Here is a 23,829-nt window from a genome sequence, read left to right as displayed (position 1 = left end):
ACCAGCGCAACGACCAGGAGCCCTGCCGCGTCACGAGCCCCGACCGCCAGCCGCCGTCACCCCTGAACCACGGGGTGAGAAGGGTTCACTGCCCGGCCTGCTGCTCAGCGTCGCGGATCACGCGCTCCGCGTATTCGATGACCGGCCGCGCCTGCCCGGCCGAGAGGCTTCCGGCCCTCTCGAAGGCCATCACCTGGTTGATGAACGCACCGAGCTGTTTCTTTCCCGCCTCGACGTTGCCGCGGCCGAACTGCGCGCTCGCGGCATCGAGCTTCGCGTTCAGCGCCTGCGCGTTGCCCGCGGTGACCGGCAGCTCACCGACGAGCCCCGCCAGCACCGCAACACCTTCCGACGGTGTCAGGTGCGTGAGAGTCACCCGGACGGCGTCCGCGGCAAACGAACCGGTTGAGCCGGGAGATTGCGACACCACCACCTTGGCCCAACCCGCCTTGCTGAAGTGGTGAACACCGAACGGATTCCACCGTGCCCCGTCGACGCGCTGATCGCGCACCGATTCCGCGAGTGCGGTGCTGTCGTCGGCCTCGTGGATCTGGTACACGACGTTCCTGGATCGACCGGACTACGCCGGCCACCAGGCATCAATCGCATACGCCCCTGGCGTCGGAACGTGGAATCGGAACTCCGCGGTGTCTTTCGCTGACGGGTTGGACAACAGCCGGAAGTTGAGGCCGTGGGACTGGCTGTTGTTGCCATCCACCCAGCTGCCCGAGGTGGCGAAACGCGCCTTGGCCGGGTCATTGAAGGAGTTCAGGTTGTCGACGATGATCTCGTCGCCCGGCGTGGGCGGAGTCTGCGCCTGGGGCTCGATCCGGATACCGAACTGCGCGAGGAAGTCCGGGTAGACGTCGGCGAGCGCGGTCGCGAAGTTGGAGCGGTCGGTCAGAGTCCTCCGCACGCCGTCGTAGTGCGTCTCGATCTGCACCCCGCAGATGTGGCCACCGTTCGCGCAGCCGTGCCGCGGGGTGTTGTACCCGGGATCCGCGCCCGTGAAATAGGGTTCGTCCACCTGCGGGGCGGGATCCTGCTGGCTCGGCACGGACGGATATCCCGCGTCGGCGAGGTAGGTGCCGAGCGCCGTCGGGCCGCGCAGGAGCGCCGAGAACGGCAGCGGTGACTCCTCGGAGAACGTCCGGAACGACGCGGCCTGCTCGTAGGCCGGCGCAGCGTCCAGCTCGGCGTCGGAGAGGCGCAGCGTCCAGCTCGGCGTCGGAGAGGCGCAGCGTCCAGCTCGGCGTCGGAGAGGCGCAGCGTTTCCGGGGTCAACTGGTAGCCGAGCTCCAGGCGCTGGACGGCGTGCCCGTGACCGTGGAGGTCCGTGTACCAGCCCCGGCCGAACTCGGCGAGCACGTCCGCCTTGGCGGCGTCGATGAACTTGTGGTAGTCGTGCCAGGCTTGTTCGACCGACGGGTTGCCGCAGCCGCCGCCCCGATGTCGCGGTTGGCGTCAAGGCGTGAACGGGCGAGGCGGTTGATGACGACGTGCGGGTACTTGCCCGTCTTGGCGAAGAAGGCCTGCTGGATCTGGCGGGCGAGGTCCTGCGTGTTCAGGTCGGTCTGGGTGACGGTTTTCGGCCCGCAGGTAGCGGAGGACCGGGCGGGGATGTCTTCCGGGGTCAGCGACCCCCCGTGCGGGGCGGTGAAGATGACCGGCAGGTTGCCGGCCACGTACTCGGTGTAACCGTTCTCGTCGAAGTACGAGGTGCCGGGGACGAACGCCTCCGCCTCTGTTTCCTGCCCCGCAGCGGGACTGAGACCAGCACCTGCCAGAACGCAGGCAAGCGCCGCGACGGGAAGTGCCAGGAGCCGCCTCCACCGCGGCCTGCTTCTCATGAATCCCATCTGGGAACTTTCCTTTCTGGTTTCTGGATGAAACGACCTCGTACTCGCCTTTGCGTCATGGCCACTGTCGGGCTTTTGCGACGCCCACATATCGATCTGATTCGTGATCCGACCTTCATTGGAAGATGTACTGGCCAACCGGATCGAACGTAGGGGTCGACTGGGACGGAGGTGAGCGTAGGGGCATCCATCGTTGCCGGCTACGGCGTGAACCGAACTTGAGCATTTCTTGAGCTAGCCCTTCAGCTGGAGATCCTTGAGAGCGCCGCAGTTCGGTGGTCTTGCGTATCGGGTAACTGCCTTACATACCGGCTGAGTTACCAGATGTCCCGTCGGTCGTGACTGACCGGGAGGGGGCTGAGGAGCAGTCAGGCCAACTGGAGGACCTGCCGGCTGGAGGACCTGCTCATGGACGTGGAGCGCGTCTTCTGCCGGTGGGAGCTGCGGGCACGGGTGCATATCCGGGGGTTGCCGGCGCCGCTATCACGTATCACGCAAAAACGGCAGGCAGCTGTCCGAGTACACGGGTGACAGGGCCCCGGGGGTCGAGCAGGAACCGCGCAGAGAGTGCAGTTTGGTGTCACACACCTTGACACTCCGTCAGTGCAGTCCAATGAACAGCGGGGCGCAATCGTCCGATTGCGTCCCGCCGATCGACCCAATGGCCCGAGCCGGGTAAATTGGGGAATATTGAGGTGTCGATCCAATCGAGTTTGTTCCGTATTCACGCCCCCCTTTTTTCGTCCCCTTATGGTCATGACCCGACGTCTCGTTGGACGGGCGAAGAGAGGAACGATACGTGGCTGACCGTCTGTTTCTGCGGTACTCCACCGATAAGCAGACCAATGCCCGTCAACTCCATGCTCGTGACAGCCTGCTCAATTCCGGCTCGCCCGTGTACGAGGACCTGGCCACGTTGTCCCGCGTCTACGCGGCCAACCGATCCGGGTTCCGACGGCTGCTCGACGAAGCAGCGGTCGGCGACACCATCCGCATTGCGGAGGCCGCGCGGCTGTTCCGCTCCACCAAGGACGTCATCCGGATCCGGGGAGCCCTCCAGCGGCGCGGCCTGCATCTGCACCTCACGGTCGGCTACCCGAAGACGTGAGCGTTTGATTCATTGGTGTCCGTTTGGTGTGGGTCAGGTGTCACGCCAGTGGGGGTGGCTTCGTGGGTGAGTCGGCGGCTCACGAGGTCGATGGCGGCGATGCGGACCCGTTGGAGCGGTTGGTGCCGGATGAGTTGTGGACGCTGTTCCGGCGGGTGGTCCCGCCGACGGAGGTCATACGTCCGCAGGGCGGCGGCCGACGGCGAGCGGGTGACCGCGCATGCCTCGCAGCGATCGTCTTCGTGGCGACCTCGGGCTGCACCTGGCGGCAACTGCCCCCGGTGTTCGGCCCGGCCCGGCCCGGCCGACGGTCTACCGGCGCTTCGCCCGGTGGAGCCGGGACCGGTTCTGGGCCCGGCTCCACCGCATCCTCCTGGACCGGCTCGGCGCCCGCGGGGAGCTGGACTGGTCGCGCTGCGCCATCGACTCCGTCAGCGTGCGGGCGGTGAAGGGGGGCCGCCGACCGGACCGAATCCGACCGACTGCGCCGGCCGGAGCTCGAGTTCCTGGGCCTCAGCTGACCAGCGCCGCAGCGTGATCACCACGGCCTTGGACGCGTCAGCGTGACGCCGCGTGCGGTCGAGAATGTCCGGGAACCGACTCGATCACGTGGACCAAGTGCTCGTACGAGCGTGCGTCGGCGTCCTGCGGGCCCCGTCCGGCGCCGGGTCGGCCGGTCCGGGCAGCCCGCTGGGACCGGCTGCCGGGACCGGGCGTCCGAGGGCCGACTCGGTGTTCTCGCCGAGGAAGCCGCCCGACTGGTGCTGCCACAGCTTGGCGTAGGCGCCGTTCGCCGCGAGCAGCTCCTCGTGGGTGCCCTGCTCGACGACGCTTCCGCGGTCGAGGACGACGAGGCGGTCCATACCGGCGACGGTGCTCAGACGGTGGGCGACCACGAGGGCCGTCCGTCCGTCCATCAGCCGCCACAGGGCGTCCTGGACGAGGAGCTCGCTCTCCGAGTCCAGCGCGCTGGTCGCCTCGTCGAGCAGCAGGATCGGGGCGTCGCGCAGGACGGCCCTGGCGAGGGCGACGCGCTGGCGCTGGCCGCCCGAGAGTTTGACTCCCCGCTCCCCCACCAGAGTGGCGAAGCCGTCCGGGAGTTGGTCGGCGAACTCCGTGACGTGCGCGGCCGCGGCCGCCACGTGGACCTCCGCGTCGGTGGCGCCGGGCCGGGCGAAGGCGATGTTGTCCCGCAGGCTGCGGTGGAACATCGCGGGTTCCTGCGGGACGCAGGCGATCAGTGAGCGCAGGTCGGCCTGGCGCAGCCGGCTGATGTCCTGCCCGCCGACCAGGACGCGTCCGTCGTCGATGTCCGCCATCCGCAGCAGGAGCCGGGTGAGCGTGGTCTTGCCGCCACCTGACCTGCCGACCAGACCGACCCGCGCGCCTGCGGGCACGTCCAGGTCGAGTCCCTGGAAGATCGGCTTCGCACCCGTGTGGGCGAAGGTCACCGCCTCGAAGCAGACGCCGGTGTCCCGTGGTGCGAGCGGTTCGGGTTCCGCCGGGTCGAGCACGGTGGGCGGATCCAGCAGCAGCTCCGTGAACTGCGCGGCCTCGGTCATCGAGCTTTCCAGACGCCGGTAGATCTGGTTGAACTCGAACATGATCTGGGTCGCGTTGGAGTAGTAGGTGAAAGCGACGACGATCTCCTCCACTCCCTGGCCCGAGCCGCCGAAGGCGACGGCCACCAGCAGACCCAGCACGTTGGTCAGCACGGACATGGGGGCGATCAGGGTGTCGACGCGCAGATTGCCGTAGTCCCACGATTTCAGCGTCAGGCGCCGGGAGTCCGCGACACGGCTGCGGTGTTCGTCGGCCTCCCGCCGCTCGGCCGCGAACGCCCGGATGGTCTCCATGTTCATGAGACTGTCGGCGACGTGGCCGGAGACCCGGGCGATCGCCGCCTCACGGTCGTTGACGAGCCTCTGCCGGCGACGGATCAGCGGTGTCGCGGCCGCCACGGTCAGCACGATCATCACCAGAAGGCCCACGACGAGCATCGGTTCGTAGCTCCACAGCACCACGGCACCGAACACCAGGGGGACGAGGCTGCCCACGATCCGGTACGTCAGCGTGTCGACGAAGTCCTCGAAGCGCTTGCCGAAGCTGAGCACCCGTTTGGTCAGGGAGCCGGCGAAGTTGTCGTGGAAGAACGCGGCGTCCTTGGCGAGGAGTTCGTCCATGCCGCTCACGTACAGGTGCTCCATGCCGAGGGCGTCCACGCGGTTCAGGCAGTGCTGCCCGACCCGCCACACGGCCTCGGCGAGCAGCAGCACCGCGCCGAAGCCCAGCACGTACGGCAGCGCCGAGCCGAGGGTGAGACCGCCGTCGCCGGCGGCCTGCCCCGCCAGTTTGGCGATCAGCAGGGGGGCGACGTAGCGGATGCCGATGTTGCCCACGGCCGGCAGCAGCAGCGCGGGCAGGGCCAGCAGTCGTAGTCGCAGCAGTTCCCGGCCGTAGCGGCGCAGTGCCAGAACGACCGCGCTCCTGCCCGGCGTCGGCCCTCGCGTATCGGTTGTCCCCATCACTCTCCCGGAAGTTCGGAAGTCGGAAGTTTCCCGTCCGGGGAGGTTCTCAGTCCAGGCATTTACCGCGGACTGGCGAGAACCGGACACCACTGCGTCCGGCGTACGCAGCGGTCGTATCCGGTGGTGAGCTTGAGGTGGCCGGTGCAGCCGTCGTCGTGGTTCAGAGTTCAGCGTTCAGAGTTCGGGGCCCGGCGCACGGCGGGCTCGGCGCGGCCGGTGAGGAGCCGCGCTGCCGGGTCAGGCCCGTCACCGGGTCGGCGGCCTCCTCGCCGGAGACCCGGTGGACGGGTCGGCGGCGCCGCCGCCGAAGGGAGGGCAGCCGGTTCCTCCGGGTCAGCACGGGTCCCGCCACACCCCCAGTTCCGGCTTCTTGCGCATGGACGACAGCTTCAGCTTGCGGGACTCGGCGCAGAACTCACCGGTCGGCTCCGCGTACTCCACGTGGAAGACCGCCTTGCCCGCCTCGATGAACGGAGTGAGCTCGGCGCACTCGCCGTACTGCGCGCACTCCTCGTTGACGGCGAAGTCGAAGTCGTCCACGAGCTGCGGGATCTGCGGCAGGTCGTTCTTGAGGCCCACCGACAGACCGCGTTCGTGCGCGATGTCCGCGATCATGCGGTTGTAGCGGAGCTGGTCGGCGGCGGTGAGCGGGAACCCGGTGTCGTGGTCGTAGCCCTCCATCAGGTCCGGCTCCACCGCGTCGAAGCCCTTGTCCCGGCACATGTCGAACCGTCGCTCCATGATCGGCTTCAGTACGGGGATCCGGCGGATGTCCAGCCAGCGCTCGCCCTGCCAGCCGTTGGTCCTGCCGAGGACGGAGCGCGGGAACGCGTCCCGGTCGGGCCGGAAGTCCTCCCAGGCGCCGACGTTGATGTAGCAGATCACCTTGCGGCCGTCACGGTGGAGGCGTGCCACGTCCGCCGCGGTGTTCTCGAAGCCGTCGATGTCGTAGACGGGCACCTCGGCCGACGGGTCGGCCCTGCCGTCGAGCTGCCACTGCCAGGCGAGCCCGGGGCGCGGGCGCCAGAGCCCCCCGCCGGGGGCGGGGGAGGTTCCGGTCGGGGCCTCCGGTGAGGTGCGGGACGGTGCGGACGGCCGGGCGGCGTCCGTGTCCCCGGCGCCGTCCGGGGCGGAGCACCCGGTCAGGGCCGTGATGGCCAGCACCACCAGCGCGACCAGCACGGCCGGCACGGTCGGCGCGGCCGGCACCCCCGACGCGGGCGTGTGGGGCGGAGGCTTCCGGGTCATGCTCGTCCCTCGGTTTCGGTCACGGTCAGGGCAGGAGTCAACTCGGCCCAGGGATTGGGAAGTCCACCCGTCACGGGGCAGCAGACCCCGGCGCCGCGGTCCTGCGCGGTGCGTACGGCCAGGGGCACGAGTGCCCCTGGCACACCGTAGACGAGGTGGCAGATCCGTTCCGGTGGATGCGGTTTCGCCCGGACGGAGCGGCTGAACGCGGCGACATAGGTGGACCAGTGCCCCTCGAAGGTGACGGTCAGGTCGGCGAGGCGGACGTAGCCGGGGGCCGGGTCCACTCCGGGGTTGAGCACGACGGTCCGCGCGCCGGCCCGGCGCAGGGACCGGACCAGCCTGCGGCAGCCCGGCAGGCCCTCCGGCCCCGCGGTCACCCGGTCCAGGAAGCAGCCGTCGACCGCGTACCACTCCTGGTGCCGACGCGCGTCGGCGGTGACCGCGGAGGGGGCCCGCGCGCCGTAGTCGGTGTCGACGTAGCCGAGCAGCCGGGCGCCGGCCGTCCGCAGCGCGTCCGCGACCGCCGTGAACGCCTGGTCCGGGCCGGTCCCGGGGCCGTTCGCGGGGTTGAGCACGACGGCGTGGGTACGGTCGGCTGCCGTGATCAGCCGGTGCCAGGCACCCGGGTCCTCGGCCGGATGGACGTACAGGGGGATCAGCAGGCTCACGGCGCGCGGTCGCCTTCCGTGCCGGCGGTGTCCTCACCGGTGGCGCCCGTGCCGCCGTCCGCCCACAGCGCGGCCAGTGACTCCTCGAGGGTGTACGAGGGACGCCAGTCGAGTGCCTCGCCCGCCGCCGTGATGTCGGAGCACTGCCAGGACACCGCCGCCGAGCGGGCCGAGCCTCCCGTGGCCCCCGTGGCCCCCGTGTCCTCCTCCGTCCGTCCCTCGAAACCGGCCCGGCGGGCCAGCAGGTGTACCAGGTCGCGCACCCGGACCGCCTCACCGCCGCCGATGTTGAGGACGGACGGGAGCGGCCCGGCCGCCATGACGGCGAGCACCGCCGCACGCGCGACGTCGCGTGCGTCGACGAAGTCGCGGTACGCGGACAGGTCACCGAGCCGCAGCACCGCCCCTGCCCCTGTTCCCGCACCTGCCCCTGGCCCCGCCCCTGCCGACGCGCCGGCCTCGCGCAGAAGGGCGGCGACCCTGCCGGGCAGTCCGGTGGGCGGCGCACCCGGCCCCACCGGATTGCCCACCCTCAGCACCACCGCGTCCAGGCCGGAGGCCGTCACCACCGCCGTGCCCGCGAGTTTGGTCGCGCCGTACGGTCCGAGCGGGCGGGTCGCCGCCGTCTCCGTCACCTTGGTGCCTGGTTCCCCCGGGCCGTACTCGGCGGCCGACCCCAGGTGCACCAGGCGTGCCCGGGGAGCGGCCTGCCGCAGTGCGGCGCACAGGACGGCGGGGCCGCGGGTGTTGACCTCGGCCAGGGTGACCGCGTCCCCGGCGGTCGCGCCCGCGCAGTTGATCACGGCGTCGGGCGCCGCCTCCGCCAGGGTCTTGGCGAGCCGGTCGGGGGAGTCGGTGGCCAGGTCGATGCGCAGACCCGCGCCGGCCCCCGCGGTCGAGCGGCCGGCCTCGGGCAGCTGGGTGTCCGGCAGGCCGCGCAGCTGGGCGACGACATGACGGCCCAGGTAGCCGGTGCGGCCCAGGACGAGAACGCGCACGGGTGTTCAGGCCCCCTTGAGCAACATGGACTTGCGGGTGGTGAACTCCGCGTTGGCCCGGTCGTAGTCGTCCGGGCGTCCGATGTCCAGCCAGTATCCGTCGAACTCGTAGGCGTGCGGCGGGCGCTGGGCGGCGAGGAGGTCCAGGACGAGTTCGTCGAAGCCCAGCGGGAGGCCGGGCGTGTAGCCCTCGAGCGTCGAGCGGGACAGCCCGTAGACGCCCATGGAGACGCGGTAGTCCATGCTGGGCTTCTCCGTGAAGGCGACGACCCGGCTCGCCCGGGTGGTCAGCACTCCGAAGTCTATGTGGACCTTGCGGGCGTAGGTCGCGATGGTCAGCGGGGCACCGGACGCCCGGTGCCGGTTCAGGACGTCGGCGTAGTCGAGGTCGGTCAGGACGTCGCCGTTCATCACCAGGAAGGTCTCGGGCAGCCGCTCGCGCAGCGAGAGCAGGGGGCCCATGGTGCCCAGCGGGTTCTCCTCGGTGGCGTAGTCGATGTCCATGCCCCACTGGGAGCCGTCTCCGACGTAGGCGCGGATGATCTCGCCGAGGTGGCCGATGGCGATGGTGCAGTGGGTGAAGCCGGACGTGGCAAGCTGGCGCAACACGATCTCCAGGATCGCGTGCTGGTCGCCGATGGGGACGAGCGGCTTGGGGAGGGCCGTGGTGTAGGGCCGCAGCCGGACGCCCTTGCCTCCTGCCAGTATCACTGCGTGCATGGGGCTTCTCCTTCGGATCCTTCGTGTTCCCCGGGGGCGGGTCAGATGTTGTAGATGCCGGTCTTGTAGCGGGCCAGGTTGGCCGGGTCGCGGAAGAACTCCACGGTCCGGGCGAGTCCCTGCTCCAGCGTGCGGGCGGGCTTCCAGCCGGTGGCGGCGGCGAGCCGGGTGGCGTCGGCGACCAGCCGCATCACCTCGGAGTTGGCGGGCCGCAGCCGTGCCGCGTCCTCCCGTACGTCGAGGGCGCTGTCCATGACCTTGCCGATCAGCGCGACGAGGTCGCCGACCGAGATCTCCCCGCCGGTCCCGGCGTTGAAGGTCCGGCCCACGACCTGCTCGGCGGGTGCGGTGCCGACGGCGAGGAAGGCCTGCGCCGTGTCCTCGACGTAGGTGAAGTCCCGCGTGGGCCGCAGGTCGCCGAGGGTGATGGTGCGTTCCCCCGCCGCGACCTGGCCGATGACGGTGGGGATCACCGCGCGCATCGACTGACGCGGCCCGAAGGTGTTGAACGGCCGCAGCGTCACCACCGGCGTGTCGAAGCTCGCGTGGTAGCTGTCGGCCAGCCGGTCCCCGCCCGCCTTCGAAGCGGCGTACGGGGACTGGGTGTTGATGGGGTGGTCCTCGGTGATCGGCACGGTCCGCGCGGTCCCGTAGGTCTCGCTCGTGGAGGTGTGCACCAGCCTCGGCGTGCCCAACTGGCGTACCGCTTCGAGCACGTTGAGGGTGCCGGTGACGTTGGTGTCCACGTAACTGTGCGGCGCCCGGTACGAGTACGGGATCGCGATGAGCGCGGCCAGGTGGTAGGCGCTGTCGGCCCCCTCGAGCAGGCCGCGCACAGATCCGGGGTCCCGGACGTCGCCGAGGACGATCTCCACCTGGTCCAGGACGTCCGGGGACAGGGTCTCCAGCCATCCGTGGGAGGAGAAGGAGTTGTACTGGGCCATGGCCCGGACGCGGTACCCGGCGGCGACGAGCGCTTCGGTGAGGTGGGAGCCGATGAAGCCTTCGGCCCCGGTGACGGCGGCGAGCGGTGCGGAGGTCAACGCAGGTGTCCTTCCGGTTGCTTGGACGGGTGAGGTGCGACGGTGCGGTAGGGGTCGCGGATGGTGGTGTCGTGCGCGCGGACGGTCAGGCGTGCACCGCCGGCCGGCCGAGCAGCCGCAGCGCGCACACCGACAGGCACAGGGCCGCGGCGGCGCAGCACAGCGGCAGGACGGCCGGCCCCGGTGGCAGGCGCAGCAGGGTGACCGGGGCGGCGCAGCCCGCGGCGGTCAGGCAGATCAGGGCGGAGGGCCAGGCGACGCCGAACGCCTGGAGCAGCAGGGCGGTCCACAGCGTCGCGGCGAGGAGCAGCAGGGCGGCGGGGTCGGCCCCGGTGAGGAGGGCCGCGGGCGTCAGCGGCAGGAGGTAGGCGAGCAGGCAGAGAGCGAGGAGGCCGGCCGACCTCAGGAGGAAGCCGGTGGGCGTCGCGGTCGCCCGCAGCGCCGCGACCGACCAGCCGCGGTAGCGGTACAGCAGCCATTCGGCCGGTCCCATGCTCACGGTCAGCACGATCACGGCGTACGGATGCCGTCGGCCCTCCAGCAGGACCAGGGACGCCGCGGCGAGGCCGAAGAGTCCGTAGGGCAGGGAGGACCACGGCGGTGGCCGGCGCGCGCCGGGGGCGGGCGGGGTGCCGAGCACGCTCCGCAGCGACCGGCCGGCGGCGGCGAGCGTGGCCACCAGCGCCAGCAGGGGCAGACCGAGCCTCAGCACGGGGCCGGGCTCCCACCACGGCAGCGGCACGGCGCCGGCGATCAGCGGTGTCAGGGCTGCCAGCAGCAGCCGTTCCCGGGCGAGGACCAGCAGCACCGAGGCGGCGGCCAGGTACAGCGACTGTGCGGCGGCGGCCAGGACGACCGGCCCGCCGTCGGCCACCACGGCCGCGGTCGCCGTGGCCAGGGCCGCTCCGAGGGCGGCCCCGGTCAGCAGGGTGCGGCCCGCCTCGTGGCGCCCCGTCGCCAGGCGCAGGTGGGCGCGGTGCCCCAGGGCCTGGCCCCAGGCCCAGGAGACGACACCGGCCGCCATGAGGGCGGGGGCGTACCGTGCCGCCTGCCCCAGCGGTGCGGCGAGCAGGTAGGCGAGGCCCGGCAGGGCGAACAGCACGCCGCGCAGCAGGCAGCGCACGGTGTCGGGACGCCAGGGGTCGGGGGCGGGGGCGAGCTCGGGGAACGTCCTGGGGACGCGCTCGTACAGGGCGGAAGCCAGGGAGAACAGGTTCGGATGGCCGTACCGCTGCCGGACGACGTCCGCGGGCAGTCCTTCCGCCTCCAGCAGCGCGGCCACCTCGTAGGGGTGAACGGCGGGGCCGATGCGGTCGGCCAGGGCGGCGGCCAGCCGGTCCACCTCCTCCCGGTCCGGGACGGGCCGCGGTAATCGCACGACGAGGGTGGGGTCGTCGGCCGGGAGGGTCCGCGCCAGCCGCAGGGCGGCGGCCGGCCGGAGGGCGAGGGTGTCCTGTTCGGCTCCGCCCGGCTCCAGTGCCATGGGGCCGCTCATACGGCCACGCTCCTTGTCGCCATGGGTGACGGGACCTGTGTGCGCTCGTCCGGGGGCGGCGCGGCACGGTCGGCCGGCCGCTGCGCGTACGTCCCCGTGCCGTCCTGTGTCCCCGCGTCCTCCTGTGTCCCCGCCTCGGCCGGATGCCGCCGGGTGCCGGACAGTTCGAGGTAGATGGCGCGGAAGGTGTCGACGGTCCGGCGCAGGGTGAACTGCTCGATCACCCGGAGCCGGGCGGCCTCCCCCATGGCCGCGCGCCGTGCGGGATCGTCGAGCAGTTCCAGCGCGGCGGCGGCCATCGCGGCCGGGTCCCGTGGCGGTACGACGAGACCCGTGTCCCCCACGGCCTCGCGGACCCCGCCGACATCGGTGGACACCGTCGCCCGCCCGCAGGACATGGCCTCGATCAGCGTGAAGGGGAAGCCCTCGCTGATGCTGGAGAGCATCACGACGTTGCCGGCGGCGTACGCGTCCCTGATGTCGTCGACGCGGCCCTCGAAGACGACGGCGTCCCCGTGCCCGAGTTCGGCGGCGAGGGCCTCGCACCGTTCCCGGTAGGCCTCCCCGCCCCGGGGTGTCCCGCCGAACAGCCGCAGCCGGACACCGGGACGTTCCGCCCTGACCAGGGCGAGGGCCCGGATGAGGGTCTCCAGGTCCTTGATCGGGTCGACGCGGCCGGCCCAGCTGAGGGTCGGCGCGTCCGGTTCGGGTCCGGCCGGCGGGAAGGCTTCCGGGTCCACCCCGTTGTAGACCGTGCGGATCGACGCCGGGTCGGCCCCGCCCTCCTCCTCCCACAGCCGGTTGTAGCGGTTGCCCGGTGTGATCAGGGCGGCCCTGCGGTAGCTCTCCTCGGCCAGCAGCCGGAAGAAGCCCAGCACGAGTGCCTTGACCGGCCAGCGGTAGGGGCCGGTGCGGTGGCCGAGGTACCGCTCACGGAGGTAGACGCCGTGCTCGGTGAGGAGCAGGGGGACACCGTGCCGTTCCAGGGCGGCCAGTCCGGGCAGGACGGCGACGCCCCCGCTGACCGCGTGGGCGACCCCGTCCCTCGGCAGGGGCGCGGCCAGCGGGCGCAGGGCGTGCTCGAGCAGTCCGGTGGCGGTGACCGCGTCGTGCAGCGTGGGGCGGGCCTCACGGACGACCAGGCCCCGGCGGTTCCACACGGCGGTCAGCACGGCGATCGCCCGGTCGCCGCGCAGGAACGGGCCGAGTGTTCCGTCGGCGGCGGCCCGCGCCATGGTGTACAGGGCCGGGGCGAACCCGCTCTCCGCGCACGGGTCGAGCAGCGCCGTCAGGAACTGCTCGTAGGCACCGGTCAGGACTTCGCGCGGACGCCGCCCGGGCGGGCGGCCCGCGGGCGGGGTCCCCCACATCGGGACGGTCAGGACGTTCGAGACGTGTGCGGGCAGGTCCCACACGACGGGTTCGCGGCCGGTGCCGGTGACGGCGAGGACGTCGAAGCCGATGTCGGGCATGCCGCGGACGAGTTGGTCGCACCAGACGCTCACACCGCCGTGACTGTGCGGGTAGGTGCCTTCGGTGAGCAGGGTGACGCGCGTCGAGCTGGGGCGTCGCGCGCCGTGGTGAACGTGCATCGGTGGGCTCCACGGCCGGGTGCGGGGTGGGGTGGGGTGGGGTACGGGGAGAGGAGCTCGCGCCGGGCCGGGCCCCGGCACCCCGTCACGCGTCGGTGACCGGGTGCCGGTGCCCCGGGTGGGCCGGTGCGCCGTTCAGCTCCGCGCGGTGTACGGGACGTGGTCCCTCACGCCGGCGGGGACCCGGGTGTCCGGGGCCGGTGCGGTGGCGAGGGTCTTCGCGTCCGGGGCCGGTCCGTCGCCGTCGGCGGCGGTGCCGTCCGGGGCAGCGCCGTCCGTGGCGGACGGCGGCAGGGTGAAGGAGAGGGCGGTCCGGCCCGTCGTCTGCGTCCAGCCGGACACCCGGCCCGCGTAGGCCTCGCCGAACGCGTCTCCCTCGATGGTGGTCCCGATGGGCGCGGTGGCGGTGACAGCCGTGCCGTCCGGCGCCTCGACGGTCACCGTGCCACCGGTGCGGTAGGCGGTGACCCGGCCTTCCCGCAGGGCGTCGGTCCAGGCGGCACGGCGCTGGAGTTCGACGCCGATGTCCTTCATCCGCAGGTTGACCACGGGGGTGTCGTCGGCGAACAGGGCCTCGTAGCCGTCGAGTACGCCGTCCAGGACCGGGTAGGCGATGCGGTCCTCGGCCAGGTTGGACTGGTGGATGAAGTGCGGCTTGGGATCGTTGGCGAGGACGTGGCCGAGCGCGATCCGGGTCTCCAGGGGGACGATGTACCCGGTGTATCCCGTCGCGGTGTCCAGCGGAGCCGGCAGGCACGTCGTGGTGGTCGGGTTGTCCTCGCAGATGCCGCTTCCGCCCTGGGCGCGGCTGGTGTAGATCCAGTTGTACTCGTCGACCTGCTCGGCTGTCCGCCCGGCGTTGAAGAAGACGTTCATCGGGTGGCGCGAGACGGTCGTGGCCGGCCCGACCCTGCGCTGCGCGGGATCCCGGGAGTTGTCCGAGGCGAGCCAGGTGATGCCGTTGTCGGCGAGGGCGGGGGCCAGGTTGGGGTTGTCGTCGGGCTGCTGTGGCAGCACCTTGAGTCCGGAGTGTTCTCCGGTCACCAACTCGTCGTTGTGCAGGGGCAGTCCGACGGTCTCTCCCCAGACGCGGTTGGTGGCGATCTCGTCGGACACGGTCGTGCGGCCGACCCACTTGGTGCTGCCGTCGGCGTTGGTGGCGCACCGCCACGGCACCACTGTCGTGTCCTGCTCGCAGCCGAGGAAGGCGTGCGTGTAGGTGTGGTTGATCCAGCGGAATCGATTCCGCTCGGCGATCAGTCCGTCCGCCAGGGGATCGGCTCCGCCGTTGCCCTGGCGGTGGTCGACGCTGCCGGCGCCGTTGTAGGCGAGGTCCAGGGTGAAGTCCTGCTCGCGCTGCCAGGAGACGGCGTGGTCCACGTCGGCGGGGAGCATGCGGATCGGATCGGGTGTGCCCTCGCCCTCCGGGCAGTCGACGTCGCCGGGGGTGCAGTTCAGCTCCGTGTCCCAGCGGTCGTCGGCGGCGAGGACGTCGTCGACGTGCACGGCGAAGTAGTTCCTGGAGGCGCCCAGGTGCACGCCGCCGGTCATCCAGTCCACGATGCCGCGGGCCAGCAGTCCGAACTGCCGCTGGTACTGGTTGTAGACGAAGGTGACGACGAGTTCCCGCCGCCCGTCGTGCCGGTACTCCCCCACCAGCGAACCCCGCCCGGTGCCGCCCGGGATCGCGGCCTCGACGTACGGAGTGAAGTCCGCGCCGGCCACGGGGGTCGACAGATAGGCGTAACTCTCGCTCACAGTAGGTGAGTTGTCCTCGAAGGGGACCTGGCCGTCCAGGTAGCCGAAGGGGCCCGCCCGGCCCGCGTCGGTCACCTCGGCCCGCACCCCGTCGATGCTGCCGGCGTAGCCGCCGTCGACCGGGTACTCCAGGCCCGCCTCCGGACGCGCGTAGGTGTAGGCGTCGACCTGCGGGATGTCGTGGGTCCGCTCGTAGGCGGCGAGCGCCGTCATCTCGGGCGAGTTCGCCGGGAACGGGTTGTCGTCGGGCAGGACCACCGCCTGGTACTTGGCGCGTGGTCGCCCGTCCACGGTGTCGGCGAGGAAGCCGGAGTCGATGACGGGGCGGTCGGACCGGGTGAGGTCCACTTCGGTGTACGGCGTGCCGGCGGTCTTCAGTTCGGCCGCGATCGCGTCCACGGCCGGGCCTCCGTCGCTGACGACCAGGACGCGCAGGTCGACGCGGGGTGAGCCGTCGGCGGCGTGCGCGGTCGCGCTCGGCACGCCCAAGGCAGCGATGAGTGCGCCCACCGTGAGCACGGCGGTGCGTGTGATCCGCTTCATGCGGTGCAGTCCCCTCCCACGGACAGGGGTGGACACCGCTCCGCCGGAGCCGACGCACCCCCGCGCGCGACGCCGGCATCCCCCTCAGAAGCCAGTCGTCGACGCATCCGTCGCGTCACATGGTGATGACTTTGTGTGCTTCTTGTGGGCTGGTTGCGAAAACTGGCGGAAAAGCGCGGGTGGCCATCAGGGGGTCGGCGGGCCGGAAGCGACAGGCGCGGTTCCCCGGCACGCGGGAGGCCGGAGCGGGCCCGCGGAAGTCCTGAGCAGGTCGAAGACGTGAACGGATCACCGGCGGGCCGAGGCGGCCCGCCGGTGGGTCTGCCGGAGGTCCGGGCCCCCCGACCGGTGCGGCGCCGGGCCGGATGCGGTCGACGACGCCGGGACCCGGCTGACCGTCAGGAGCCCGCCGGGCCCGTCAGGCGCAGAGCACCCGCGTCTCGGGTGTGTACACCGGACCGCCGCCGGCGTTCCCGGTGTCGCTGAACTCGGCGTAGTAGTACGAGTAGAAGCCGATGTTGCCGTTGCAGCCGGAGTCGGGCGCGATCTGCAGGGTCAGTGTGACGGTCCGGCTCTGCCCGGGCGGGACGGTGGTGCCGTAGTTGGCACCGAGGTCGGCGGGCCCGGTCCCCGCGCAGGGGGTGCTGCCGGCCGCGGTGGCCAGGGCGCACCCGGTGAAGTCGTACTTCAGGTCGGGGCGCTGGGTGGTGAGCCACGTGGGGTCGATCGTCTGGTACACGAACCAGATGTCGTACGTCCTGTTGTTGGTGAGGGTCATCGACAGCTGGACCGTGCCGCCGGGCGTGGTGGTGGCGGTGTCGGTGGTGAACGTCAGCTCGGCGGGCGCGGGTTCGGCCGCGGCGGCCTGGGGGGCCATGCCGAACAGGGCGAGGACGAAGGCGAGAACGGCGGCGGGCCCGAGGCGTCTCAGTGGTGATCTCATGAGCCGGGAGGCTAAGCACGCGCCCCGGCGACCGTCTCCCCCGTCGGGGGCCTCCCGTCCGCCCACCGACCGAAAGCGCACCCGCCGTGAAGGAGTTGTGCGCATATGGTGACACTTGTCGATCGGTGGCATTGCCGCACGACACGGGCGGTCCGGTGGAGCGGCCGGGGCGGCGGGCCCGCAAAGCGGTCTCGTCGCCTCCCCCGGAGACTTTGGCGCATACCGTTCGGACGACGGCCCGGCCGCACCCGGTGACGGCGCCGGAAGCGGGACCGGTCATCGGATGTCCGGACTGTCCAGGGCGTCCGAGGCATCCAGGGCGTCCAGGCCGGTGAGGGCGCCGACGGGGTCCGGGTCGGGGGTGCCGCGGGGCCACCAGTCGTCGTGGCCCGGTTCGGACTCGTACGCGTACCAGAGGTGGTCCCGGCCGAGGCGGAGCTGGACGTGTCCGCGGGGATGGGTGAGGTGGTTGCGCCAGGGGCGGAAGGCGGGCAGGTCGGCGGCGAGGAGCAGGGGGCGGGCGCGGTCGAAGCGGCCGGCCGGCGGGTCCCAGGGGGCCTCCAGGACCTCGAGTCCCGTCGGACCGCCCTGGCGCCACGCGGCGACCGCGCGCGCCAGCTCGGCCGGGGTGCGGTCGGCCGCCCGGGCGAGCGAGGAGTACAGCGCGCGGGTGGCCGCGGTGAGCCCGGAGCCCGGGCGGGCGGCGGCCAGCCGTACCGCGTCCTGCCACAGCGTGAGCCGGCCGACGGGGTCGCGGCCGCTGGTGAGCAGGGTGTGGGCGCGGGCGGCTGCGTCGGTGGCGAGCTGGTCGAGCGCGAACGGGTCCGGGCCGCCGGGGGACGCGGGGTACACGGGTGGCTGCTCGGGGTGCGGAGGCGGGGGCAGCGGTGCCGGCAGCGGCGGGAGAGCGCGGGGGGCGACGGCCTCACTGGCCCGCACTCCGGGGAGGGTCTCCTGTCCCCCGCCCCGGATGGCACGGGCCGCGCGGGCGGCGCTGCGCCGGGACAGGGCGTCGATCACCTGGCGCTCGCCCCGGCCGCGCAGCAGGAGCAGCACGAACGGGTCGGCGTCGAGCAGCCGGGCGGTCTGGTAGCAGAGGGCGGCGGCGTGCTTGCAGGGGTGTCCGAAGTCGGGGCAGCTGCACCGCGGTTCGAGGTCCCCGGGGCCGGGGAGCAGCGGGGCCCCGCAGTCGGCGAGGGACTGGGGCAGCTCTTTTTCCAGCAGGGCCGCGATGTCGCCGGGCCGGTCGGCGGCGGTGTCCAGGAAGCGCTCCCAGTCGGCGTCCCCGAACGTGCGCAGCCGCACCTGCACCCGGTACGGGCGGGGGCGGCTCCCCTGGACGTAGCCGAGGACGAGCCCGGGGGTGACGGTGACGGCGTCGACGTGCCCCCGCTGCGCGTACCGGCGTCCGCGGGCCAGCCGCGCGGCGTCCAGCGCGCCCTCCTCCAGCGCCGTGACCCACGCGTTGCCCCACCATGTCTCGGCGAACCCCGGGCCGTCCGAGGCGCCGGGCGGGAACGCGGGGAAGGTGCGGCGGAGTTCGCCGTCACGGGCGGGGGCGGCCATGGAGCGGGGGGTGTGCGACGGCGGGGAGGCGGGCGGGGTGGAAGACGCCTGAGGTGCCGGGGACGCCGGGGGTTCGGGGCGGGTTCCGTCGGGCTTCGGAGCCGGTTCGTCCGCGTCGGGGGGTGAGGGGAAGGCGCCGGTGAGCAACTCCCGTACCCGGTGTGCTCCCTCGCCCGCTGCTCGCTCACTCGTCCGGGCGCTCTCGGCGCGGTCGCCCCGGGTGGTGCGCGGGACCCGGGAAGTGGTGCCCGACGGTGTGCGCCCGGCGCGCCGCACGCCGGTTTCCCGCACGACGGTTTCCCGGTCGGTGGTCTCCCGGTCGGTGGTCTCCCCGTCCGCGATCTCCCGGTCGGCGGTCTCCGTGCGTGCGCGCAGCGCTTCCTCCCGGGCCGAACGCAGGGCCTCCCGCGCGATGTCACCGGGACGTCGGCCGGACCGGTCCGACGGGTCCGGTGTGAGCGGCCGGTCCGGTGGGGTCGGCTGGTCCGACGTGATCGACCGGTTCCGGGGGGCTTCGGCTGCCGGCGGTGCGGTGGTGTCCGCACCCCCGTCGCCCGCCTCCGCTTCCGTGCCCCCCTGCCCCGCCGCGTCCGCAGGCCCCATCATCGCCTCGGGGCGTCCCGTTCCCGCCGTGCGTCGGGCGAGTACCGCCCTGCGCAGGGCGTCGCGGGCCACGTCGCCCGGGCGCTGCTCCCGGTCCGCGGGCCGCCCGTGCCCACCGGTGTCAGGGTCGGGGACGGGCGCGGGGTGTCGGTCCGGGGTGCCGGTGCCGGCCGGTTCGGCGCTCGCGCGCCGACGGGCCGCCCGCAGGGCCTCCCGCGCCTGGTCGGACGGGCGGGGCGTCATGGCGTCCTCCGCAGGGAGACCAGGTCGGACAGTTCGCGGTCGGACAGTTCCGTGAGCGCCGACTCGCCGGAGCCGAGGATCGCGTCGGCGAGGGCCCGTTTGGCCTCCAGCATCTCGGCGATGCGGTCCTCGATCGTGCCCTCGGTGATGAGGCGGTGGACCTGGACCGGCTGGGTCTGGCCGATGCGGTAGGCGCGGTCGGTGGCCTGCTCCTCGACCGCCGGGTTCCACCAGCGGTCGAAGTGGACGACATGGCCCGCTCGGGTGAGGTTCAGGCCGGTGCCGGCCGCCTTCAGGGAGAGGACCAGGACGGGGGTCGTACCGCTCTGGAAGCGGTCCACCATGCGCTCCCGCTCCGGCACCGGCGTACCGCCGTGGAGGAGCTCGACCGGGACCGCGCGCCCGGTCAGATGCGCGGTGATCAGCCGGGCCATGCCGACGTACTGCGTGAAGACCAGGGCCGATCCGTCTTCGGCGAGCAGGGTGTCCAGCAGCTCGTCCAGCAGGGCCAGTTTGCCCGAGCGGGCCGCCAGGCGGTCGCCGCCGGCCCGTGCGTGCTCGTCCTTGAGGTAGAGCGCCGGGTGGTCGCAGATCTGTTTGAGCGCGGTCAGCAGCTTCAGCACCAGGCCGCGGCGGCCCATGCCCCGGGCGGTCTCGATCGCGAGCATCGACTCGCGCACCACCGCTTCGTAGAGCGCGGCCTGTTCCCGGGTGAGCGGGACCGGGTGGTCCGTCTCGGTCTTGGGCGGCAGTTCGGGGACGATGCCCGGGTCGGACTTCCTGCGCCGCAGGAGGAAGGGCCGCACCAGGCGGGAGAGGCGCTCGACGGCCTGGTCGTCCTCGCCGTTCTCCACCGCGCGGGCGTGCCGGGCGCGGAAGGACGTGAGCGGGCCGAGGAGCCCGGGGGTCGTCCAGTCGAGGAGGGCCCACAGCTCGGAGAGGTTGTTCTCGACGGGGGTGCCGGTGAGCGCCACGCGCGCCGGGGACGGGATGGTGCGCAACGCCCTGGCCGTGGCCGAGTGCGGGTTCTTGACGTGCTGCGCCTCGTCGGCGACGACCATGCCCCATCGCTGCGCGGCCAGCGTCGGGGCGGCCGAGCGCATGGTGCCGTAGGTGGTGAGGACGAAGCCCCCGTCCAGGTCGTCCAGGGTGCGGTCCGGGCCGTGGAAGCGGCGCACGGGGACGCCGGGCGCGAACCGGGTGATCTCCCGCTGCCAGTTGCCGAGCAGTGAGGCCGGGCAGACGACCAGTGTCGGCTCGGTACGGGCCCGCTTGAGATGCAGCGCGATGAGGGTGATGGTCTTGCCCAGGCCCATGTCGTCGGCGAGGCAGCCGCCGAGACCGAGCGAGGTCATGAGGTCGAGCCAGGCCAGGCCTCGCAGTTGGTAGTCGCGCAGGGTGGCGTCGAGTCCGGGCGGTGGGTCGGCGGGCTGCACACCGGTGGTCAGGCGGTCGCGGAGCACCGCCAGGGCGCCGACCGGGACCGCCTCGACGGTCTCGCCGTCGACCTCCGCGGTGCCGGTGAGGGCGATGGACAGCGCGTCGACGGGGTCGAGCAGGCCCAGCTCCCGTTTGCGGGCCTTGCGGACGAGGGCCGGGTCGACCAGCACCCACTGGTCGCGCAGCCGGACGACCGGGCGGTGGGCCTCGGCCAGGGCGTCCATCTCGGCCTCGGTGAGCGGATCGCCGCCGAGCGCGAGCTGCCAGCCGAACCTCAGCAGGTCCTCGCTCTCGAAGAAGCCGCTCCCGTCGGTCGCCGAACCGGGTGCCGACCGGACCACCGCCGTCGCGGTCAGGTCCTGGGCGAGGTCCCTGGGCCAGTGCACGGCGACACCGGCCGCCGCGAGCCGGGTCGCGGCCACGCCGAGCAGGTCGTTCACCTCGTCCTCCGACAGGGCCAGCACGTCGGGTACGTCCTGGGCGGAGAGCCGGTCCAGCGGGGCCCAGACACGGGCCGCCCGGCGGACGGCGAGGGCTGTGTCCACCCGCGCGCGGGGGCCGAACGCACTGTCCGCCGTGCCCGCCCACAGGGCCGCCGCGTCGGCGACGAGGGTGGGGTCGGCGAGGCTGTGCACCTGGACGATCGCCGCACCGGCCCCGCGCGCGCCGTCGCCGGCCGCGCTCTCGTCGGCGCCGTCGAACACTTCGTACGCCGAGAGGTCGAGGCGGAGCGAGACGCGCACCCCGGCGTCCGTTCCGGCGGCGACCTCGGCGGCCCAGTCGTGGGCGTCGGGCAGCCGCTGGGCCTTCCGCGCGGCGAACGGCAGTCCCGAGGCGTACGGCGCGGCGGGGGTGCGGGGCAGGGTGTCCGCGACCGCGTCGAGGAAGGCGCGGACGAGTGCCTCCGGCTCCGGCAGCCGCAGCGGGCCGGAGCCGGGAAGCGGGACCGCGTGCCCCTCGAACGGCAGGGCCGCGGCCACCGCGCGCAGGTGCGCCACGTCGTCCGGGTCGAGCGGGCCGGCCCGCCAGGCGTCGTGACCGGTGGTCGTCAGGCCGGGCAGCAGCCGGCCGCGGGCGGTGAGCCGCAGCGCGTGCAGGGCGGCGGCGCCCCAGCAGGCGGTGGCGGGGTGGGCGGCGGGATCGTGCCGGGCGCGGACCAGCAGGGGCAGGGCCTCGTCGAGGGGCAGGCAGTGGGCGCGGACCGTCCGCCGCCGCACCCCGGCGCCGTGCGGGCGGGTGACGGTGAGCCGGGTACGCGGGGCGGGCTCCGGTGCGGGGGCGGTCACAACCGTGGGATCCGTGAGATCTGTGGGATCGGCGGGGTCGATGGGCTCGACGGGATCGCCCTCGGGGTCGTAGAAGGCGATCCGTCCGTCGCGCGGAAGGGGTGCGGGCAGGAACACCGCGGCGAGTCCGACGGAGATCTCCGCCGGCTCTGTGCCCTCAGTGCTCTCGGCGGTCTCGCCGATCTCTGTGCCTTCCGCCCCGGCCGTGTGCCGCTCGGCCGTCACGGTCGCCCCCTCGCTCATCCGTCCTGTCACCTCCCGCCCGCTCCTGTCCGCTCCGCCCGCGTGGTCACCCCAGCCGTCCTCGACTCTACGGACGGGCACTGACAATCGGTCCCGGCGCCCCGGCCGGGCGGCCGGGGAGGGTGGGAGCGAGGGAGCGGCGCGGGGTCAGGGAACCGTCCGGGAGACGACGTACACCTTGGGGAAGCCCGGCTTGCCGTGGTTGACGACGACATCGTGGGTCGGCGCGGGGTCCTTCTGCTCGTTGACGAGTCCGGACCACAGACCGGGGCGGTCGAACTTCCAGCCGGTGACCTCCTGGTCGCGGTCGCTGATGGTGATTTCGTCCCGCTTCAGTTCGTCCTGCTGCACCCCCATGCTGGTGAGGAACGCGCTCAGGCCGGCGTCGGTGGTCTCGAACTCGACGTAGAGGCGGCTGGTCTTCCAGTTGTTGGTCTCGTAGGAGGCCACCCACCAGGCCGGGTGCGGGACCGGCACCTGGTAGAGGCGGCGCTGCAGCTTCGACGGCCAGCCCTGGGTCAGGCCGTCGGCCGAGTACCTCGCCTCCTTGTCCTTGCCGCTCGCGCGGCTCTGGTTCGCGGAGATCACCAGGTACCCGGCCGGGACGCCGATGAGCAGCACGATGATCAGCAGGGTGAGCGCCCTGCGGCGGATCATGTGCCGGCGGTCCTCGGGCGGCCGGGGCCTGCCGGGGAAGCGGGCCTTCGGGGGAAGGTCGCCCGTCACAGCGTCTCCTGGGGGGTCCGGCGGGCCTCCGCGTACCGCTCGTAGCGCTCGTACCGCTCGACCCGGCGGCGCTTGGCGCGGCGGAAGCGGCGGGCGACCAGGCGGGCGAGGTCGGCGGCGCCCACCATGCCGGCCTCGGGACCGAGCTGGGCGCGGACGATATGGGCCTCGGGGCGGTAGCCGCGGCCGGTGAGGTGGCGTTTGAAGGCGTCCCGCGCGGGGCCGATCAGCAGGTCGTCGGCGGCCGAGACCCCGCCGCCGATGACGAAGCAGGAGGGGTCGAGGGCGGCGGCGAGGTTGGCGATGCCGACGCCGAGCCACTGGCCGATGTCCTGGAGGAGCTCGATGCACATGGCGTCGCCCTCGCGGGCCAGCTCGGTGATCATCGGGCCGCTGATCTCGGCGATGTTCCCTTTGACGTGCTCGATGATCCCGTAGGCGACCGGCGAGTCGGCGGCGGCCAGTTCGCGCGCCTCCCGGACCAGCGCGTTGCCGGAGCTGTACTGCTCCCAGCAGCCGCGGTTGCCGCAGGGGCAGCGGTGGCCGCCGGGGACGACCTGCATGTGGCCGAACTCGCCGGCGACGCCGTACTTGCCGCGCTTGACCTGACCGTCCTCGAGGATCGCGCCGCCGATGCCGGTACCCAACGTGATCATGACGAGGTGGTCCTCACCGCGGCCGGCGCCGAAGCGCCATTCGGCCCAGGCGGCGGAATTGGCGTCGTTGTCGACCAGGACGGGGACGGCGAGGCGTCCGGCGAGCCGGTCGCGCAGCGGCTCGTTGCGCCACGACAGGTGCGGGGCGAACAGCACGCGGTTGCGGTCGGCGTCGACCCAGCCGGCCGCGCCGATGCCGACCGCGTGCACGTCGTGCCGGTCGGACAGGTCCAGCACCAGTTCGACGATGGTGTCCTCGACGACTTTCGGGCTCTTCGACTTGTCCGGGGTCTCGGTGCGGAGCCGCTCCAGAATGTTGCCGTCGGCGTCGACGACGCCCGCCATCACTTTCGTACCGCCGATGTCGATGCCGACGGTCGGTACGCGCGGTGCCGACAGGTGGGAGCGGCGTTCCCTGGTGCCGACCGTGCGGAGCACGGGTGCACGGCGGGAGCCGACGGGGGCTGCGCCCGCCCGAGCGGAACTCAGCGCCCTGGGCAGTGTGAGGTCGCGGTAGGTGCTCATTGCCGCCGATTCTGCCTCACGGTGACCCTGGGTGG

At 72.8% G+C, this 23,829-nt stretch carries 18 protein-coding genes and 1 pseudogene; 2 read left to right on the top strand and 17 right to left on the bottom strand.

The window, feature by feature from the left end:
* Nucleotides 1–85: 85 nt before the first annotated feature.
* From AB0I73_RS08355 to AB0I73_RS08345, 3 genes are all read right to left on the bottom strand, one after another.
* Complete coding sequence (locus AB0I73_RS08355) at nt 86–559, bottom strand: hypothetical protein (RefSeq protein WP_363035028.1); 474 nt, start codon at nt 557–559, stop codon at nt 86–88.
* A gap of 21 nt (nt 560–580) precedes the next feature.
* The gene (locus AB0I73_RS08350; RefSeq protein WP_363035026.1) at nt 581–1,057 is read right to left on the bottom strand and encodes a hypothetical protein; all 477 of its coding nucleotides are present in this window, start codon (nt 1,055–1,057) and stop codon (nt 581–583) included.
* A gap of 223 nt (nt 1,058–1,280) precedes the next feature.
* Nucleotides 1,281–1,685 (bottom strand): hypothetical protein, encoded by a 405-nt coding sequence (locus AB0I73_RS08345; RefSeq protein ID WP_363035024.1) that lies wholly within the window; start codon nt 1,683–1,685, stop codon nt 1,281–1,283.
* Between the two features lie 973 nt (nt 1,686–2,658).
* Between AB0I73_RS08345 and AB0I73_RS08340 the strand changes: the two genes are divergently transcribed.
* The gene (locus tag AB0I73_RS08340) at nt 2,659–2,967 is read left to right on the top strand and encodes a recombinase family protein (protein WP_363035022.1); all 309 of its coding nucleotides are present in this window, start codon (nt 2,659–2,661) and stop codon (nt 2,965–2,967) included.
* 110 nt (nt 2,968–3,077) lie between these two features.
* Nucleotides 3,078–3,450: pseudogene (locus AB0I73_RS08335) on the top strand (transposase); the annotation flags it as partial.
* A 122-nt stretch (nt 3,451–3,572) separates the two neighbouring features.
* On the opposite strand, the gene AB0I73_RS08330 reads toward AB0I73_RS08335, so the two are convergent.
* From AB0I73_RS08330 to AB0I73_RS08265, 14 genes are all read right to left on the bottom strand, one after another.
* Nucleotides 3,573–5,492 (bottom strand): ABC transporter ATP-binding protein, encoded by a 1,920-nt coding sequence (locus tag AB0I73_RS08330; RefSeq protein WP_363035020.1) that lies wholly within the window; start codon nt 5,490–5,492, stop codon nt 3,573–3,575.
* A gap of 336 nt (nt 5,493–5,828) precedes the next feature.
* Nucleotides 5,829–6,743, bottom strand: a complete 915-nt coding sequence (locus tag AB0I73_RS08325; RefSeq protein ID WP_363035018.1) for an endo alpha-1,4 polygalactosaminidase — start codon at nt 6,741–6,743, stop codon at nt 5,829–5,831.
* The gene (locus tag AB0I73_RS08320; RefSeq protein WP_363035016.1) at nt 6,740–7,414 is read right to left on the bottom strand and encodes a spherulation-specific family 4 protein; all 675 of its coding nucleotides are present in this window, start codon (nt 7,412–7,414) and stop codon (nt 6,740–6,742) included. The genes AB0I73_RS08325 and AB0I73_RS08320 overlap by 4 nt, the downstream gene beginning before the upstream one ends.
* Nucleotides 7,411–8,412 carry an NAD-dependent epimerase/dehydratase gene (locus tag AB0I73_RS08315; protein WP_363035014.1) on the bottom strand — a complete coding sequence of 334 codons (1,002 nt, stop codon included), beginning with the start codon at nt 8,410–8,412 and terminating at the stop codon, nt 7,411–7,413. Before AB0I73_RS08315 ends, AB0I73_RS08320 begins: the two co-directional genes overlap by 4 nt.
* A gap of 6 nt (nt 8,413–8,418) precedes the next feature.
* Nucleotides 8,419–9,132, bottom strand: a complete 714-nt coding sequence (locus AB0I73_RS08310; protein ID WP_109378847.1) for a sugar phosphate nucleotidyltransferase — start codon at nt 9,130–9,132, stop codon at nt 8,419–8,421.
* Between the two features lie 41 nt (nt 9,133–9,173).
* Nucleotides 9,174–10,175, bottom strand: a complete 1,002-nt coding sequence (locus AB0I73_RS08305) for a GDP-mannose 4,6-dehydratase (RefSeq protein WP_363035012.1) — start codon at nt 10,173–10,175, stop codon at nt 9,174–9,176.
* 85 nt (nt 10,176–10,260) lie between these two features.
* On the bottom strand, nt 10,261–11,670 hold the full coding sequence (locus tag AB0I73_RS08300; protein WP_363035010.1) for a hypothetical protein: 1,410 nt from the start codon (nt 11,668–11,670) through the stop codon (nt 10,261–10,263).
* Nucleotides 11,667–13,262 (bottom strand): GT4 family glycosyltransferase PelF, encoded by a 1,596-nt coding sequence (gene pelF, locus AB0I73_RS08295; RefSeq protein WP_363035008.1) that lies wholly within the window; start codon nt 13,260–13,262, stop codon nt 11,667–11,669. The genes AB0I73_RS08300 and pelF overlap by 4 nt, the downstream gene beginning before the upstream one ends.
* 135 nt (nt 13,263–13,397) lie before the next feature.
* Nucleotides 13,398–15,563 (bottom strand): hypothetical protein, encoded by a 2,166-nt coding sequence (locus AB0I73_RS08290; protein WP_363035006.1) that lies wholly within the window; start codon nt 15,561–15,563, stop codon nt 13,398–13,400.
* Nucleotides 15,564–15,981: 418 nt separating this feature from the next.
* Complete coding sequence (locus AB0I73_RS08285) at nt 15,982–16,506, bottom strand: hypothetical protein (protein ID WP_363035004.1); 525 nt, start codon at nt 16,504–16,506, stop codon at nt 15,982–15,984.
* 276 nt (nt 16,507–16,782) lie between these two features.
* Nucleotides 16,783–18,918 (bottom strand): SWIM zinc finger family protein, encoded by a 2,136-nt coding sequence (locus tag AB0I73_RS08280; RefSeq protein ID WP_363035002.1) that lies wholly within the window; start codon nt 18,916–18,918, stop codon nt 16,783–16,785.
* Entirely contained in the window at nt 18,915–21,887 is a 2,973-nt protein-coding gene (locus AB0I73_RS08275) for an SNF2-related protein (RefSeq protein ID WP_363035000.1), read from the bottom strand. The genes AB0I73_RS08280 and AB0I73_RS08275 overlap by 4 nt, the downstream gene beginning before the upstream one ends.
* 147 nt (nt 21,888–22,034) lie before the next feature.
* Complete coding sequence (locus AB0I73_RS08270) at nt 22,035–22,613, bottom strand: sugar kinase (RefSeq protein WP_363034998.1); 579 nt, start codon at nt 22,611–22,613, stop codon at nt 22,035–22,037.
* Nucleotides 22,610–23,794: an ROK family glucokinase gene (locus tag AB0I73_RS08265; RefSeq protein ID WP_202278617.1), complete on the bottom strand. Its 1,185-nt coding sequence runs from the start codon at nt 23,792–23,794 to the stop codon at nt 22,610–22,612. Before AB0I73_RS08265 ends, AB0I73_RS08270 begins: the two co-directional genes overlap by 4 nt.
* Nucleotides 23,795–23,829 lie beyond the last annotated feature (35 nt).

Origin of the sequence: Streptomyces sp. NPDC050388, from assembly GCF_040655635.1 — a bacterium.
Classification (GTDB): domain Bacteria; phylum Actinomycetota; class Actinomycetes; order Streptomycetales; family Streptomycetaceae; genus Streptomyces.
This window is presented reverse-complemented; position numbering and strand designations above follow the sequence as displayed.

What these genes read in the sequence shown, in the direction of transcription:
- AB0I73_RS08280 (WP_363035002.1), bottom strand. Translation starts at nt 18,918, where the DNA reads ATGACGCCCCGCCCGTCCGACCAGGCGCGGGAGGCCCTGCGGGCGGCC.
- AB0I73_RS08300 (WP_363035010.1), bottom strand. Translation starts at nt 11,670, where the DNA reads ATGAGCGGCCCCATGGCACTGGAGCCGGGCGGAGCCGAACAGGACACC.
- AB0I73_RS08285 (WP_363035004.1), bottom strand. Translation starts at nt 16,506, where the DNA reads ATGAGATCACCACTGAGACGCCTCGGGCCCGCCGCCGTTCTCGCCTTC.
- AB0I73_RS08265 (WP_202278617.1), bottom strand. Translation starts at nt 23,794, where the DNA reads ATGAGCACCTACCGCGACCTCACACTGCCCAGGGCGCTGAGTTCCGCT.
- AB0I73_RS08325 (WP_363035018.1), bottom strand. Translation starts at nt 6,743, where the DNA reads ATGACCCGGAAGCCTCCGCCCCACACGCCCGCGTCGGGGGTGCCGGCC.
- AB0I73_RS08290 (WP_363035006.1), bottom strand. Translation starts at nt 15,563, where the DNA reads ATGAAGCGGATCACACGCACCGCCGTGCTCACGGTGGGCGCACTCATC.
- AB0I73_RS08330 (WP_363035020.1), bottom strand. Translation starts at nt 5,492, where the DNA reads ATGGGGACAACCGATACGCGAGGGCCGACGCCGGGCAGGAGCGCGGTC.
- pelF (WP_363035008.1), bottom strand. Translation starts at nt 13,262, where the DNA reads ATGCACGTTCACCACGGCGCGCGACGCCCCAGCTCGACGCGCGTCACC.
- AB0I73_RS08275 (WP_363035000.1), bottom strand. Translation starts at nt 21,887, where the DNA reads ATGAGCGAGGGGGCGACCGTGACGGCCGAGCGGCACACGGCCGGGGCG.
- AB0I73_RS08310 (WP_109378847.1), bottom strand. Translation starts at nt 9,132, where the DNA reads ATGCACGCAGTGATACTGGCAGGAGGCAAGGGCGTCCGGCTGCGGCCC.